We start from the raw sequence: 14,198 nt of genomic DNA, 5'->3' as shown, positions 1-14,198 counted from the left end.
GGAGTCGGGTCATTCGTCGCCATCGAACTCGACCCGCACCGGCAGCCCGGCCGGCAGTTCGGCGGCTTCGGCTTCGAGCTGCACTTCGGCCAGGTAGCTCAGGCGCGCGGCGTCCTCGCCGGTCAGGGCGTAGTACGGCGTGAAGCTCGGTTCGCTGCGGATCATCCGCACGCGCCCGGGGTACGCCCGGTCGCGGCCGTCGACGAAGATGCGCGCGGGGTCGCCGACGGCGACGTCGGCGCGAATCGGCTCGGGCACGTAGATGCGCGCGTACGGCGCCTCGCCCACCAGCAGCACCGCCAGCGGCGCGCCGACCGGCGCCTGGTCGCCGAGCCGGTACGGCAGGCTGTCGACGCGGCCGGCGCGCGGCGCGACCACGTCCAGCTTTTCGGAAGTCGCCTGCTGCGTCCGCGCCTGGGCCTCGGCCGCGCGCAACGCCGCCTCGGCCTGGGCGATCTGCTCCGGACGCGCGCCGTTGCGCAGCTCGTCCAGCGCCGCCTGCGCCGCCGCCACCTGCGCCTGGGCGTTGCCGGCGGCGGCGCGGGCGCGGTCGACGTCGGACGCGGCGACCAGCTGCCGGCTGCCGAGCGGCTGCAGGCGCGCGTAGTAGGCGCGGGCATCGCGCGCCTGCGCCTGCGCCGCGGCCAGGTTGGCGCGCGCCTGGTCGATGTCCTCGCGGCGCGCGCCGGCGCGCAGCTCGGCCAGGGCGTCGCGCTGGCGCTCGACCTCGGCCAGGCTGGCCTGCAGCTGCGTGTCGCCGCGGGTGCGCTCCAGGGTCAGCAATGCGGCGCCCGCCTCCACCCGCTCTCCCTCGCGCACGTCGATCGCGACGATGCGCTCGGCCGCCGGCGCCGGCAGGCTGATGCGGTCGTATTCCAGGGTGCCCAGCGCCTGCTCGGGCTGCTCGGCGCACGCGGCCAGCGCCAGCAGCAGCGCGGCGAGGGCGGAGAAACGAGCGAAGAGGAACGAGGAGCTGGTGTGGCGCCCGCCAGGCCGGCCCTCCAGGCGTGAACGAGAACCCAGGGTCTCCTGCCCTGGCTCGTTGTTCGCTCCTCTCCACTCGCTCCTCGTTCCCGCGTTCTCATTTCGCATCGTCCAGCTCCAGTCCACGATCGAGCAGCGCCAGCGCGTGCATGCGCACGTCGTCCATGCCCAGGTCCTGCGCGTCGAACAGCCGCCGCCAGATCGGTGCGCCGGCGGCGGGAAACAGGGTCAGCCCGATCAGCGAGACCATCAGCAGGCGCGGGTCGAGATCGGGGTTGAGCCGCCCCTGCGCCTGCGCCTGGGCGAAGCGCGAGGACATCAGCAGCGCCAGTTCCGGCGCGACCCGGGCCACCAGCAGGTCGCGCAATGCGCCGCCCTCGCTGACCACCTCGCGCACCCACAGTGCCGGCAGCCACGGATGCCGATCGACGAGGCCGCAGACGCCGTTGACGAAACCCGCCACCAGCGCGGCGAGGTCGCCCTCTTCGGTCTTCAGCAACGGCTCGCGCACGCTCCGGAACACCGGCATCAGGCGATGCTCGATGACCGCATCGCGCAGCTTCGCCGCATCGCCGAAGTAGTAGTGCAGGAGCGCCGGGGTGACGCCGGCCTCGGTGGCGATCTCGCGCACCGAGGTCGCCGCGATGCCGCGGCGCACGTAGCAGGCCAGGGCGGCATCGAGCAGGCGCTCGCGCAGGTCCGGGCCGTCGCCGCCGGGACGGCCGGGCGGGCGCTTGTGGCCCGGCGGTGCAGCTCCACCGGGGGCTTTCCGGCGTGCAGCAGGAGGTCTGCTCGGGGAAGGCGGCTTGCGCATGAGCACTATTTAATTCATCAATCAATTATTTGCAAGTCCGGCCGATGAGCGCCCCTTCGCTCTGCCGTGCCGCCGCTGCCGGCTGCCACGTCGACCCGGCTCGCGCTACCCTGCCCCTCCTATGAGCGGCTCCAGCCAACGCGATTTCAGCCTCGACCCCGCCGACAGCGAGCGCCTGGCCAACCTGGCCGGCCCGTTCGACAGCCATCTGCGCCAGATCGAACTGCGCCTGGGCGTGGAGATCGCCAACCGCGGCAACGTGTTCCGCGTCAGCGGCCGCGACGAGGAGGTCGTGGCGCAGGCGGAGAAGCTGCTGCGCGGGCTGTACGAGGAGGCCGCCATCGAGACCCTCGACACGCATGCGATCAACGTCCGCCTGAGCCGCGCCAACCTGGAGCGCGCAGCCGAGGATTTCGCACCGCAGGACGTCGCGGTGAAGGTCAAGCGCGGCACCGTGCGCGGCCGTGGCGCCAACCAGGCGAAGTACCTGCACGCCATCGCCACCCACGACATCAACTTCGGCATCGGCCCTGCCGGCACCGGCAAGACCTTCCTCGCGGTGGCGATGGCCGTCGAGGCGCTGAACGAGTCGAAGGTGCAGCGGCTGGTGCTGGTGCGCCCGGCGGTGGAGGCCGGCGAGAAGCTCGGCTTCCTGCCCGGCGATCTCGCGCAGAAGGTCGATCCCTACCTGCGCCCGCTCTACGACGCGCTGTACGAGATGCTCGGCGTGGAAAAGGTGATCAAGCTGCTGGAGAAGAGCGTGATCGAGATCGCGCCGCTCGCCTACATGCGCGGGCGCACGCTCAACGACGCCTTCGTGATCCTCGACGAGGCGCAGAACACCACCATCGAGCAGATGAAGATGTTCCTGACCCGGCTCGGCTTCGGCAGCACCGCCGTGGTCACCGGCGACCTCACCCAGATCGACCTGCCGCGCAACATGAAGTCCGGCCTGCGCGACGCGGTCGAGGTGCTGCGCGACGTCGACGGCGTCAGCTTCACCTTCTTCGAGTCGCGCGACGTGGTGCGGCACCCGGTGGTGGCGCGCATCGTCGGCGCCTACGACCGGCGCGACGCGCAGGATGCGGAGACCGGGCCGGCCTGAGCCCGGCTTTCCGATCGCTCGGCAAGCTGGAAACCGGCCGCGGATTTGCGCCCGCTCGATTTCAGGAGATGCAGCATGGATCGATTCACGGGTGGCTGCCTGTGCGGCAACGTTCGAATCGTGGCGTCGGGACCCCCGTACCGGGTCGGCCTCTGCCACTGTCTCGACTGCCGCAGGCATCACGGGGCCCTGTTTCACGCTTCCGCGGTGTTCCCCCAGGACGCGGTGGCGATCGAGGGCGAAACACGCGACTACGCCGGGCGGTTCTTCTGCCCCCGCTGCGGCTCGTCCGTTTTCGCGCGCACCGCGGACGAGATCGAAGTGCACCTGGGATCCCTGGACGCCCCCGACCAGTTGATGCCCACCTACGAACTCTGGACCGTCCGTCGCGAGTCCTGGTTGCCGCCGTTTCCGCTCACGAGACGATACGACCGCGATCGCGACACCGCGAGCCGCTTCGAGGAATAGGTCGCACGTAAGGGTACGAAGGCGCCGTTGCGGCATGGCAGGGGGATGCCTTTCGGCATCTCGAGCCCAATGCCCGAGGACAGCGCCTTCGGCATGGAAGGCGGAACCTGCGACACCATCCGATATCGCCCGATCACGGCGCCCGGCAGCCCGACGGCCTACAATCGCGGAATGACCAAGGGCCCCGTCCGTCTCGACGTCGCCGTCGGCTATGCGGTGCCGCGCAAGGGCATCCCCGCCGCGGCCAGCTTCCGCAAGTGGGCCGCCGCCGCCCTGGCCGGCCGCATCCGCCAGGCCGACCTCGCGATCCGCATCGTCGGCGCCCGCGAGGGCCGCGCGCTCAACCGCCACTACCGCGGCAAGGACTACGCCACCAACGTGCTCAGTTTCCCGGCCGAACTGCCGGAGGGCCTGCCCGACGGCGTGCGCCTGCCGTTGCTCGGCGACCTGGTGATCTGCGCGCCGGTGGTGGCGCGCGAAGCGCGCGAACAGGGCAAGCCGCTGAACGCGCACTACGCCCACCTGACCGTGCACGGCGCCCTGCACCTGCTGGGCTGGAACCACGAAGACGCGCGCGAGGCCGAATGCATGGAACAGCTGGAACGCGAGATCCTGGCCAGGCTCGGGATCGCCGACCCCTACCTCGACGCCTGAGGCGTTTGCGGGAAAACGAAGCGGTGCCGGGACCGGCCGGCACCGCTTCCCGCGGCGCCGTTCACAGGCAGTCGATCAACCCCTCGTAGATCGAACCCTGCCCGCCCGGCAGTTCGGCGTACAGCGGCGACTGTCCCTCCACCGCGGCGAGCAGCTCCTCGAGCGTGGTGCCGGGCGCCAGCGGCGTGCGGCAACGCCAGAACGCCTGGTCCACGCCGATCTTGCCGGTCGCCGGGTCGACCTCCTCGTGGCTGGCGGCGAACATCCACAGGCACATGCCGATACGGCCGCTGACCTGGTGCACCGAGCAGCGATAGCGCAATGCTTCGATGTTGCTGTATTCGCCTTCGCAGAAGGTGTCGCCGCAGATGTAGTCGAAATCCTGCGCCAGCTGCCAGGTCATGCCGTACCAGGCGTTGATCTGGTCGTCGCCATGGATGTAGGCCGAGACGTCCACGTACTGCGCGGCGCCGACGACGACGGGCGTGGACGATCGGGCATGGAACGGGATCGAAGCCGCGAGCAGCAACGCGCAACAGGCCGTGGGAAAACGGAAGGTCCTGGGCATGGAAGATTCCTCCTTGAGAACGATGGTCGTGCGGCGGGTGCCGCAGACGCAGGGTCGCGATCACCGGCCTCGCATCGCCATCCGGCGAATGCCGGAACCGCCGTCGGCGATCGCATGTGGCGGTTGTCGGAGATCTCCTACGGCCGTCTTGGCGGTGAAGTCGCCGGACGAGTGGCCGTACCGCGGGTCGCGACTCCCGTCGCTCCCACAAGGAATGCGCGGCCCCCTTGTGGGAGCGACGGGAGTCGCGACCGGTGTGGCCGCACGCGTCCTGAAATCCCGTGCAATGGCCGCCACTTGGCGGGATCGCTCCCGGGCCGGATGCTCCGAGGCAAAGCCGAACCGACGCCCGGGGCGCACGGATCGCCTGGTCGGTACCTGGCACCCGCCCGGCGCCCCCCGGGCGGGGCCGTTCCCGCCCATGGCCCGGCGGCCGCGGACGTTCGACACGAGGACGGGCATCCACGTTAGACTCCCCCCGTGGCCCATGACGGGCGCCCGCGTTATCGCAATGCCTGAAGACGACAGTAGTCGCTCCGCCCAGGAGCCTCCAGAAAAACGCCGCAGCTGGCTCGACCGCATCAGTTCAGCGATTTCCGGCGAGCCGACCACCCGCGAAGACCTGGTCGAGATCCTCCGCGACGCCCAGACCGGCGGCCTGATCGAAGCCGATACCCTGCGCACGATGGAGGGCGCGATCGCCGTGTCCGGCATGACCGTGGGCGACGCGATGATCCCGCGCTCGCAGATGGTGGCGCTGCAGGTCGACGCCCCCTTCGTCGAGGTGATGCAGCAGGTGGTCGAATCGGGCCACTCGCGCTTCCCGGTGCACGGCGAGGACAAGGACGAGATCCTCGGCATCCTGCTGGCCAAGGACCTGCTGCGCGGCGTGGTACCGCGCAGCGGCCAGGTGCGCATCCGCGAACTGCTGCGCCCGGCGGTGCTGATCCCCGAATCCAAGCGCCTGGACGTGCTGCTGCGCGAGTTCCGGCAGTCGCGCAACCACATGGCGATCGTGATCGACGAGTACGGCGGCGTGGCCGGGCTGATCACCATCGAGGACGTGCTCGAGGAGATCGTCGGCGAGATCGACGACGAGTACGACGATGCCGAGGACAACAGCGCCCTGATCGCGGCCCAGGCCGACGGCCAGTACCTGGTCGACGCGCTGACGCCGATCGAGGACTTCAACGAGCGATTCGGCGCCGACTTCGACGACGACGAGTACGACACCATCGGCGGCCTGGTCACCGCGGCGATCGGGCACTTGCCCGAGGCCGGCGAGGAACTCGCGCTCGGGCGCTTCGGCTTCCGCGTCGCCCGCGCCGACGCGCGCCGGCTGCACGCGCTGCACGTCAGCGTGCGTCCCGAAGTGCAGGACACCTGAAAGCCGCATGTCCGCCACGTCCCCGGAAACGACCTGCGTGCACGGCGGCCCGCGCCCTTGTAGGAGCGGCTTCAGCCGCGATCGCGCCAGGCAGACCTATCGGTGGCAACCATGATGAACGCGCCGCCGCGCGTTGCGAAGGGAAACAGCGGCAGCGGACATCCGCCGCCGGCTCGCGAGCGCTCGCGGCTGAAGCCGCTCCTACGGGGGAAGTGGATGCGGTGGCTGCCGGTCCTGCTGCTGTGCGGGCTGTCCGCCGGGGCCTTCGCCGCGCCGCGCATCGGCGTGATCACGATGCAGCCGGGGGAAGTCTTCTTCGAGCGCTTCGGCCACAACGCGATCGTGGTCGATGATCCGTCCCTGCCCGAACCGCTGTCCTACAACTTCGGCTTCTTCGACCTCGACGAGCCGGGCTTCGTCGGCAATTTCATCCGTGGCCGGATGCAGTACCGCCTGGCGGTGCTGCCGCTGGCGGAAGACCTTGCCTACTACCGCGACGTCGGCCGTGGCGTGACCATCCAGTGGCTCGACCTCGGCGACGCCCGGGCGACCGCGTTGGCCGCGGCGCTGGCGGAGAACGCGCGCCCGGAGAACGCGCGCTACCGCTACGACTATTTCACCGACAACTGCTCGACCCGCGTGCGCGACGCCCTCGACGGCGCGCTCGACGGCGCGCTGCGGCGCCAGCTGCAGGGTCGGTCGCGCGGCAACACCTACCGCGGCGATGCGGTGCGGCTGGCCTCGCCGGCGCCGTGGATGTGGCTCGGCTTCGACCTCGGCCTGGGCCCCGCCGCCGACCGGCCGAACTCGCTTTGGGAGGACGCTTTCGTGCCGATGCGGCTGGCCGACGCGCTGGCGCAGATGCGCGGCCCGGACGGCCGCCCCCTGGTCGCCGCGGAGGCCGAGCTGCTGCCGCATCGCCTGGCGCCTGAGCCTGCGGAGTCGGCACGCCCATGGTGGCCATGGCTGCTCGCCGGCCTTGCGATCACCGGCGCGTTGTCCTGGCTGCGCGCACGCGCGCCGCGCGCGCCGCTCCTGTTCGCGATACCGTTCTGGAGCGTATGCACCGTCGCCGGCGCGTTGATGCTGTTCATCTGGTGCTGCACCGCGCATCGTTTCGGCTGGAGCAACCAGAACCTGCTGCTGCTCAACCCGCTCGCCGTACTGCTGCTGCCGGGGGCCTGGCGCCTGCGGCGCGGGCGCGGCCCCGGCCGCCTCTTCGGCTGGGTGCTGGCGGTCCTTGCGTTCGGCGCGGTACTGGCCCTGTTCCTGCACTGGCTGCCGGTGCTGCCGCAGCGCAACCTGCACTGGATCGCGCTGTTGCTGCCGGTGCACGTGGGGCTGCTGCTTGCGCTGTCTCCGAACCGCACCGGTCCGGCGCAGACGGATCCGCCGCCTTAGTAGCACAGCCGCCACACCTGCGCCCGTCGGCATCGCCGCACGCACATTCATCGCATACGTATGCGCTGACGTGATCGCACGACGCGTGTAAGAATCGGGCAACGTTCTGGAATGCCAGGCGTGCCCGTACCGTCGCATCCGCAGGAGCCGCCCCCGATGATCCGCCCGCTGTCCGCCTGCCTGGCCTTGCTGTTGCCGCTCGCCGCGTTCGCCCAGGAGTCGCGCCCGGTGGCGCGCGTCGCCTCGCCCGACGACACGCTGCAGGTCGAGGTGACCACCGACCCGGAAGGCCGCGCCAGCTACAGCGTCTCGCGCCGCGGCAAGCCGGTGATCGCGCCCTCGCGCCTGGGGATCCTGCTCACCGACGCCCCCAAGCTGGAGCGCAACCTGGAGCTGGTGGCGCAGCAGACGCGCACGCACGACCAGACCTGGGAGCAGCCCTGGGGCGAGCGCCGCTTCGTCCGCGACCACCACAACGAACTGCGCGTGACCTTCGCCGAACGCGCCGGCGACGAGCGCCGCTTCGACGTGGTGTTCCGCGTCTTCGACGACGGCGTCGGCTTCCGCTACGACTTCCCCGACCAGGACAGTCTGCGGCAGGTCAACATCGCCGACGAGCTGACCGAGTTCGTGGTCGCCGATGCCGCCACGGCATGGTGGATCCCGGCGCTGGAGTGGAACCGCAAGGAATACATCTACCAGCGCACGCCCCTGGCCGAGGTCGGCTACGCGCAGACGCCGCTGACGCTGCGCACCGGCGACGGCCTGCACCTGGCCTTCCACGAGGCGGCGCTGCTCGACTATTCGGCGATGAACCTGGTGCGGGTGGAAGGACGGCGCCTGCGCGCGGTGCTGTTCCCGGGTACCGGCGCGGCGAAGGTGGAGCGCACCGCCCCGTTCGCCACGCCGTGGCGGGTGCTGCTGGTCAGCGAGGACGCGGGCGGGCTGGCCGAGTCCGACCTGGTGCTGAACCTCAACGCACCCAACGCGCTCGGCGACGTATCGTGGGTCAGGCCGATGAAGTACCTCGGCATCTGGTGGGAGATGCACCTGGACACCAAGACCTGGGGCTCCGGCCCCAAGCACGGCGCCACCACCGAGCACGCGCTGCGCTTCATCGACTTCGCCGCCGAGCACGGCATCGGCGGCGTGCTGATCGAGGGCTGGAACGTCGGCTGGGACGGCGACTGGTTCGCCAACGGCGAGGCCTTCAGCTTCACCGAGCCCTATCCCGATTTCGACCTGGAACGCGTGGCCGCGCATGCCAAGGCCAAGGGCGTGCGCCTGATCGGCCACCATGAGACCTCGGGGCATGCCGCGCACTACGAGTCGCAGCTGGAAGACGCATTGGACCTGTACCAGCGGCTCGGGATCGACGCGATCAAGACCGGCTACGTCGCCGACGGCGGCCAGGCCAAGGTGCTGGGCGACGACGGCACGCTGCGCCAGGCCTGGCACGAGGGCCAGGCCATGTCGCGCCACCACATCAAGGTGGTCACCGAGGCGGCGAAGCGCCGTATCGGCATCAACCCGCACGAGCCGATCAAGGACAGCGGCCTGCGCCGCACCTACCCCAACTGGATGACCCGAGAGGGCGCGCGCGGCATGGAATACAACGCCTGGGGCCTGCCGGGCAATCCGCCGGAGCACGAGGCGACCCTGGTGTTCACCCGCATGCTCGACGGGCCGTTCGACTTCACCCCCGGCGTGTTCGTGATGAACACCAAGACGGGCGAGAAGATCGCCACCACCCTGGCCAAGCAGCTGGCGCTGTACGTGGTGATCTACAGCCCGCTGCAGATGGCGGTCGACCTGCCGGAGCACTACGAGGCCCGGATGGACGCGTTCCAGTTCATCAAGGACGTCGCGGTGGACTGGGAGGACAGCCGCGTGCTCAACGGCGAGATCGGCGAGTTCGCCACCATCGCCCGCCGCGAGCGCGGCGGCGACGACTGGTACCTGGGCGCGGTCACCGACGGCGAGGCGCGCGAACTGCAGGTGCCGCTGTCGTTCCTCGACGCCGACCGCCGCTACACCGCGCAGATCTACCGGGACGGCCCGAATGCGGGCTGGCAGCGCAACCAGACCGACCTCGAGATCGAGGAACGCGAGGTCGGCGCCGGCGACACGCTGACCTTGCGGCTGGCGCCGGGCGGCGGCCAGGCGATCCGCTTCGTGGCCCGCTGAGGGCACGCGGCCCGGATCGGAACGGATGTCGAGAGGTTTCCGGTAGCGGAGCAAGCGGCAGCCAGATGCAGGGGCATGCCGGATGCTCTGCCCTGGTGGGAGTGGCGGCGGTATACCGCCGCCGGGAAGTCGCGGCCCCGCGAACCGAGCAAGCCTCGGCAGCACCGGTGCCGAGGCTTCAGTCGCGACTTCCGTCGCTCCCACAGGCGCCGCGCACGATCCGCTCGCCGGAACATCGCCGTGTACCGCGGATCGCGGACATGGACGATGGGTGCGCGCCCCCCGCCTTTGTGGGAGCGACGGAAGTCGCGACCCCGCGAACCGTGCAAGCCTCGGCAGCGCCGGTGCCGAGGCTTCGGTCGCGACTTCCGTCGCTCCCACAGGCGCCGCGCACGATCCGCTCGCCGGGACATCACGCGCGTACCGAAGCACCTTGCCCCTGACCGCAGGTTGACGCACGATGCGGCGATGGCCGAGAACGAGCGCTCCGCTTCGCTGCCCGATTGCGTGGTCAACTGCATCCGCTACGACGGTCGCGGCCAACGCCACGCCCTCGACCTCGACGCCATCAGCGACGTCCTGGCGAACGACCCCGACGGCTTCGTCTGGCTCGGCCTGTACGAGCCGGAGGACACCGTGCTGGACAAGCTGCAGGAGGAATTCGGCCTGCACGACCTGGCGATCGAGGACGCCCACAAGGCGCACCAGCGGCCGAAGATCGAGGCCTACGGCAATTCGCTGTTCGTGGCCGTCAACACCGCGCAGGTGATCGGCGAGCGCATCGTCTACGGCGAGACCCACGCCTTCCTCGGGCCGCGCTTCCTGATCACCGTGCGCCACGGCGCCTCGCTGTCGTACGCCCCGGTGCGGGCGCGGGTGGAGCGCGAGCCCGAGCTGCTGGCGCTCGGCGCCTCCTATGGCCTGTACGCGGTGCTCGACTACATCGTCGACAACTACCTGCCGATCGCGCAGCAGTTCAAGGACACGCTGCTGCTGCTGGAGAAGGACGTCTTCTCCGACACCTACCGGCGCGAAACGATCGTGCGCCTGTACGATCTCAAGCGCGAACTCACCTACATGCGCATGTCGGTGGCGCCCTTGCAGGACGTGCTGTCGCAACTGGTGCGCACCTCCAGCCCGCTGATCCCCGACGAGGAGGTGCGGCTGTACTTCCGCGACGTGCTCGACCACGCGGTGCGCGTGAACGATTCGATCGACGCCCTGCGCGACATGCTCGGCACCGCGCTCAGCGTCAACCTGTCGCTGGTCACCCTGGCGCAGGGCGAAACGGTGAAGAAGCTCGGCGCCTGGGCGGCGCTGCTGGCGGCGCCGACCCTGATCGCCAGCTGGTACGGCATGAACTTCCACGGCATGCCGGAACTGGACGAGCGCTACGCCTATCCGCTGCTGATCGGCGTCGTCGCCGTGACCTGCGGCCTCCTCTACCGGCTGTTCAAGCGCGCCCGCTGGCTGTAGAGCCGAGCTTGCTCGGCTGCGCCGGCTGCGGAGCCGGAAACAGCGGAGCAAGCTCCGCTCTACGAAGCCGAAGCCAGGTGCGCCGCGAAGGCCTCCAGTGCCTGCGCGCCGACCACGTCCTCCGCCAGCAGAGGCAACTGCTGCAGCGGCAGGCCCGGCAGTGCTTCGCACAGGTCGCGCAGATGCGCCTCCTCCTGCATCCGCCGGCCTGCGAGGAAATCGCCGGCGTCCGCCGGCGCACGCTTGTTGACGACCAGACCGCCGACCTGGACGCCGGCGCGCCGCAACTGCGCGTGCAGCTCGATCGATTCCAGCACCGGTAGCCGCTCGGCCGCCAGCACGATGACGAATGCGGTGTGCGCGTCGTCCGCCAGCACGGCGCGCAGGCGCTCGAACCGGTGCCGGCGGCGGTGCAGCACCTGGCGGATGCGCTGGTCGCGGTCCTGCGCCGTATCGACGCGCTCGCCGCCCAGCGCGCGCGCGGCGATACCGTCGTCGCTGCCGAGGTTGCGCAGCGCGGCGCCGAAGCGCTCGCTGCGCTCCTGCCGCCGCAGCAGGCCGTCGGTCCAGGCCGACATCATCTCCGGCAGCGCCATCAGCCGCGCGGTATGCCCGGAGGGCGCGGTGTCGAACACCAGCAGGTCGTAGTCGCGCGGTGCCTGCTCGACCAGCTCGGCGATGCGCTCGAGCAGCGCCGCCTCGTGCATGCCCGGCGCCTCGCGCGACAGCGCCAGGTGCTTGTCGACCTCGCCGGACAGGTGCGGCGGCATCAGCTGGCGCAGGGCCCGGCCCACATCGTCCAGGTGCGCGCGCACGGTGGCCTCGGGATCGATCTCGAGGGCGTCCAGGGCAGCGGCCACGCGCACCGGCGCCGGGCCGATCGCGCGCTGCCACAGGTGGCCGAGGTTGTGCGCCGGATCGGTCGAGACCAGCAATACGCGCCGGCCGGCGCGCGCCTGCGCCAGGGCAGCGGCCGACGCCACCGTGGTCTTGCCCACCCCGCCCTTGCCGCCGAAGAACAGCACCCGGCGCGATGCCGCCAGGTTCAGCAGCACCCGACGTGGTCCAGCGGCGAGCGCTCCATGCCCATGCGCCGGTGCCAGTCGTGGAAGCGCTCGTACATCACCGGCATCAGTTCGAGCGTGTACCAGGTCGCCGGATTGGGCACGCCCAGCGATTCGGCGAACACCATCAGCATGAACAGGTCGTCCTCGTCGCGCTGCACCCGCGCGAACGTGCGCCGGTACGGCGCCATGTAGAACTCGCGCAGGCCCGCCGCGAAGCGGGCCAGCGCGGAGGCCTTGTCGCCGCCCGGCGGCACGGGTCAGCCTTCCCCGGCCTCGGCGGCCGTGGCGTTCGGATCGCGGCCCCTGGCCATCGCGATCACCGCCTCCAGCGCCACCCACAGCGCCGCGATCAGGATCACGATGTCCATCGCCAGCAGCAGCCAGTTGCCGTCGTCGTAGAACGTACCCAGCTGCACCACCAGCGCATAGAGCGACATCACCAGCAGGAAGGCCAGCGGCACCATGGTGAAGACCGGGTTGCGGCCCTTCTTGATCAGGATCACCGAGACGATCGCCAGCGTCAGCGCCGCCAGCAGCTGGTTGGTGGTGCCGAACAGCGGCCAGATCACCATGCCGCCGCTGCCGTCGGAACCGGCGCCGAACGCCAGCGCCATGCACACCGCCAGCGCCACCACCGTGCCGAGCAGCGTGCCCACCTTGAAGCCGGCCAGCTCGGCCGCCTCCTGCACCACGAAGCGCTGCAACCGCAGGCCGGTGTCCATGGTGGTGGCGGCGAACAGGATCGCCATGGTCGCCAGCATGGTCGCGCCGAGGTTCTCCGGCAGCCCGAGGCCGGACGTCAGCAATGCCTCGCCGCCGTTGACGAAGGCGGTGACGTTGCCGCCGCCGAAGCTGCTGTAGACCGCCTGCCAGTCGACCAGGGTCGCGAAACCGGCGGTGCAGCAGATGATCGCCGCCAGCGACAGCATGCCCTCGCCGACCGCGCCGAAGTAGCCGACGAAGCGCGCGTCGGTCTCCTTGTCGAGCTGCTTGGAGGTGGTGCCGGAGGCGACCATGCCGTGGAAACCGGAGACGGCGCCGCAGGCGATGGTGACGAACAGCAGCGGCACGATACTCGGCGTGCCCGCCGGCACCGCGTCGTTGAACGCCGGCGCGACGATGGTCGGCGAGGCGATCAGCACCGCCGCGTACAGGATGCCCAGCCCGAGGAACAGCTGCAGGCCGTTGATGTAGTCGCGCGGCTGCAGCAGCACCCACACCGGCAGCAGCGAGGCGATGCCGGCGTACAGGAACAGCAGCACGATCCAGAACGACTTCGCGCTCATGCCGAGCACCGTCTCCGGCAGCACGATCGGATAGGCGCTGCCGATCCAGATCAACGCGTAGAGCACCGCCACGCCGCCGATCGACGGCCACAGCAACCCCATCTTGACCCGGTAGATCAGCTGCCCGATCACCAGCGCCACCAGGATCGCGCCCCAGACCGGGATCACCGCGGACGGCGTGGACACCAGCAGGTTGGAGATCACCACCGCGAACGCCGCGTTGACCATCAGCAGCAGCAGGAAGATCACCACCAGGAACAGGTTGCGCCCGCGGCGGCCGATGTAGCTGCCGCTGAGCATGCCCATCGACTTGCCCTTGTTGCGCACGCTGGCCCAGAGCGCGCCGAAGTCGTGCACCCCGGCGAAGAACACGGTGCCGAACACCACCCACAGGAAGGCCGGGCCCCAGCCCCAGATCACCGCGATCGCCGGACCGACGATCGGCGCCGCGCCCGCCACCGAGGTGAAGTGGTGGCCCCAGAGCACGAAGCGGTTGGTCGGCACGTAGTCGACGCCGTCGCGCAGTGTGTGCGCCGGGGTGCGGAAGTCCGCCTCCAGCCGGTAGATCTTCTCGGCGATGAATTTCGAATAGAAGAAGTAGCCGAGCGCCATCACGCCGAGGCCGACGAGCAGCAGTGCGATCGCATTCATCCAGGCATCTCCCGTAGCGTCCGGCTCACGGCCGGCATTCCGGCAGCATGAAAGCTCCGGCCCCGGAATGGAAGGATCCGGCGGCTTCGGGCCCGCGGATTACGACTAAAGTCGTACCGGCCGCTCCCGCACGCAACGCCCCCTCGCCCC

At 70.4% G+C, this 14,198-nt stretch carries 13 protein-coding genes; 7 read left to right on the top strand and 6 right to left on the bottom strand.

The genetic code is table 11. The annotated features are described in order from the left end of the window. Positions 1-9 precede the first annotated feature (9 nt). Positions 10-1,092, bottom strand: coding sequence for an HlyD family secretion protein (locus tag U3649_RS08410; RefSeq protein WP_407354387.1), 1,083 nt, complete (start codon positions 1,090-1,092; stop codon positions 10-12). Then, the gene (locus U3649_RS08405) at positions 1,082-1,798 is read right to left on the bottom strand and encodes a TetR/AcrR family transcriptional regulator (protein WP_407354386.1); all 717 of its coding nucleotides are present in this window, start codon (positions 1,796-1,798) and stop codon (positions 1,082-1,084) included. The genes U3649_RS08410 and U3649_RS08405 overlap by 11 nt, the downstream gene beginning before the upstream one ends. A gap of 121 nt (positions 1,799-1,919) precedes the next feature. Here U3649_RS08405 and U3649_RS08400 point away from each other — a divergent pair, with 121 nt between their 5' ends. The 3 genes from U3649_RS08400 to ybeY all read left to right on the top strand — a co-directional run bounded on the left by U3649_RS08400 (position 1,920) and on the right by ybeY (position 4,025). Further along, positions 1,920-2,903, top strand: a complete 984-nt coding sequence (locus U3649_RS08400) for a PhoH family protein (protein WP_407354385.1) — start codon at positions 1,920-1,922, stop codon at positions 2,901-2,903. Positions 2,904-2,978: 75 nt separating this feature from the next. Next, positions 2,979-3,371: a GFA family protein gene (locus tag U3649_RS08395; protein ID WP_407354384.1), complete on the top strand. Its 393-nt coding sequence runs from the start codon at positions 2,979-2,981 to the stop codon at positions 3,369-3,371. 171 nt (positions 3,372-3,542) lie between these two features. After that, positions 3,543-4,025 (top strand): rRNA maturation RNase YbeY, encoded by a 483-nt coding sequence (gene ybeY / locus U3649_RS08390; protein WP_407354383.1) that lies wholly within the window; start codon positions 3,543-3,545, stop codon positions 4,023-4,025. A gap of 61 nt (positions 4,026-4,086) precedes the next feature. Here the strand turns inward: ybeY and U3649_RS08385 are convergent, their stop codons facing one another. Beyond that, a complete protein-coding gene (locus U3649_RS08385) occupies positions 4,087-4,593 on the bottom strand; it encodes a hypothetical protein (protein ID WP_407354382.1) in 507 nt (168 codons plus the stop codon). Between the two features lie 511 nt (positions 4,594-5,104). On the opposite strand from U3649_RS08385, the gene U3649_RS08380 reads away from it, so the two are divergent. The 4 genes from U3649_RS08380 (at position 5,105) to U3649_RS08365 (ending at position 11,044) form a co-directional block, all read left to right on the top strand. After that, entirely contained in the window at positions 5,105-5,980 is an 876-nt protein-coding gene (locus tag U3649_RS08380; protein WP_407354381.1) for an HlyC/CorC family transporter, read from the top strand. A gap of 216 nt (positions 5,981-6,196) precedes the next feature. Next, positions 6,197-7,381, top strand: coding sequence for a DUF4105 domain-containing protein (locus tag U3649_RS08375; RefSeq protein WP_407354380.1), 1,185 nt, complete (start codon positions 6,197-6,199; stop codon positions 7,379-7,381). Between the two features lie 156 nt (positions 7,382-7,537). Then, positions 7,538-9,568, top strand: coding sequence for a glycoside hydrolase family 97 protein (locus U3649_RS08370; protein ID WP_407354379.1), 2,031 nt, complete (start codon positions 7,538-7,540; stop codon positions 9,566-9,568). Positions 9,569-10,036: 468 nt separating this feature from the next. Next, positions 10,037-11,044, top strand: a complete 1,008-nt coding sequence (locus U3649_RS08365) for a magnesium and cobalt transport protein CorA (RefSeq protein WP_407354378.1) — start codon at positions 10,037-10,039, stop codon at positions 11,042-11,044. A 59-nt stretch (positions 11,045-11,103) separates the two neighbouring features. On the opposite strand, the gene U3649_RS08360 is transcribed toward U3649_RS08365, so the two are convergent. Genes U3649_RS08360 through U3649_RS08350 form a run of 3 tightly spaced genes read right to left on the bottom strand, consistent with a single transcriptional unit; the run spans position 11,104 to position 14,048 of the window. Then, positions 11,104-12,099: an ArsA family ATPase gene (locus U3649_RS08360; protein ID WP_407354377.1), complete on the bottom strand. Its 996-nt coding sequence runs from the start codon at positions 12,097-12,099 to the stop codon at positions 11,104-11,106. Continuing rightward, entirely contained in the window at positions 12,090-12,365 is a 276-nt protein-coding gene (locus U3649_RS08355) for a cory-CC-star protein (RefSeq protein ID WP_407354376.1), read from the bottom strand. Before U3649_RS08355 ends, U3649_RS08360 begins: the two co-directional genes overlap by 10 nt. A gap of 3 nt (positions 12,366-12,368) precedes the next feature. Further along, entirely contained in the window at positions 12,369-14,048 is a 1,680-nt protein-coding gene (locus U3649_RS08350) for a carbon starvation protein A (protein ID WP_407354375.1), read from the bottom strand. Positions 14,049-14,198 lie beyond the last annotated feature (150 nt).

The sequence above is a fragment of the Luteimonas sp. R10 genome (assembly GCF_045689605.1).
GTDB lineage: Bacteria > Pseudomonadota > Gammaproteobacteria > Xanthomonadales > Xanthomonadaceae > Luteimonas.
Note: the sequence above shows the minus strand (reverse complement) of the source record. Positions and strands in the feature narration are given on the sequence as shown.

Excerpts from the sequence above, each read along its gene's own strand:
- U3649_RS08410 (WP_407354387.1), bottom strand. The coding sequence starts at position 1,092 with ATGCGAAATGAGAACGCGGGAACGAGGAGCGAGTGGAGAGGAGCGAAC.
- U3649_RS08405 (WP_407354386.1), bottom strand. The coding sequence starts at position 1,798 with ATGCGCAAGCCGCCTTCCCCGAGCAGACCTCCTGCTGCACGCCGGAAA.
- U3649_RS08400 (WP_407354385.1), top strand. The coding sequence starts at position 1,920 with ATGAGCGGCTCCAGCCAACGCGATTTCAGCCTCGACCCCGCCGACAGC.
- U3649_RS08395 (WP_407354384.1), top strand. The coding sequence starts at position 2,979 with ATGGATCGATTCACGGGTGGCTGCCTGTGCGGCAACGTTCGAATCGTG.
- ybeY (WP_407354383.1), top strand. The coding sequence starts at position 3,543 with ATGACCAAGGGCCCCGTCCGTCTCGACGTCGCCGTCGGCTATGCGGTG.
- U3649_RS08385 (WP_407354382.1), bottom strand. The coding sequence starts at position 4,593 with ATGCCCAGGACCTTCCGTTTTCCCACGGCCTGTTGCGCGTTGCTGCTC.
- U3649_RS08380 (WP_407354381.1), top strand. The coding sequence starts at position 5,105 with ATGCCTGAAGACGACAGTAGTCGCTCCGCCCAGGAGCCTCCAGAAAAA.
- U3649_RS08375 (WP_407354380.1), top strand. The coding sequence starts at position 6,197 with ATGCGGTGGCTGCCGGTCCTGCTGCTGTGCGGGCTGTCCGCCGGGGCC.
- U3649_RS08370 (WP_407354379.1), top strand. The coding sequence starts at position 7,538 with ATGATCCGCCCGCTGTCCGCCTGCCTGGCCTTGCTGTTGCCGCTCGCC.
- U3649_RS08365 (WP_407354378.1), top strand. The coding sequence starts at position 10,037 with ATGGCCGAGAACGAGCGCTCCGCTTCGCTGCCCGATTGCGTGGTCAAC.
- U3649_RS08350 (WP_407354375.1), bottom strand. The coding sequence starts at position 14,048 with ATGAATGCGATCGCACTGCTGCTCGTCGGCCTCGGCGTGATGGCGCTC.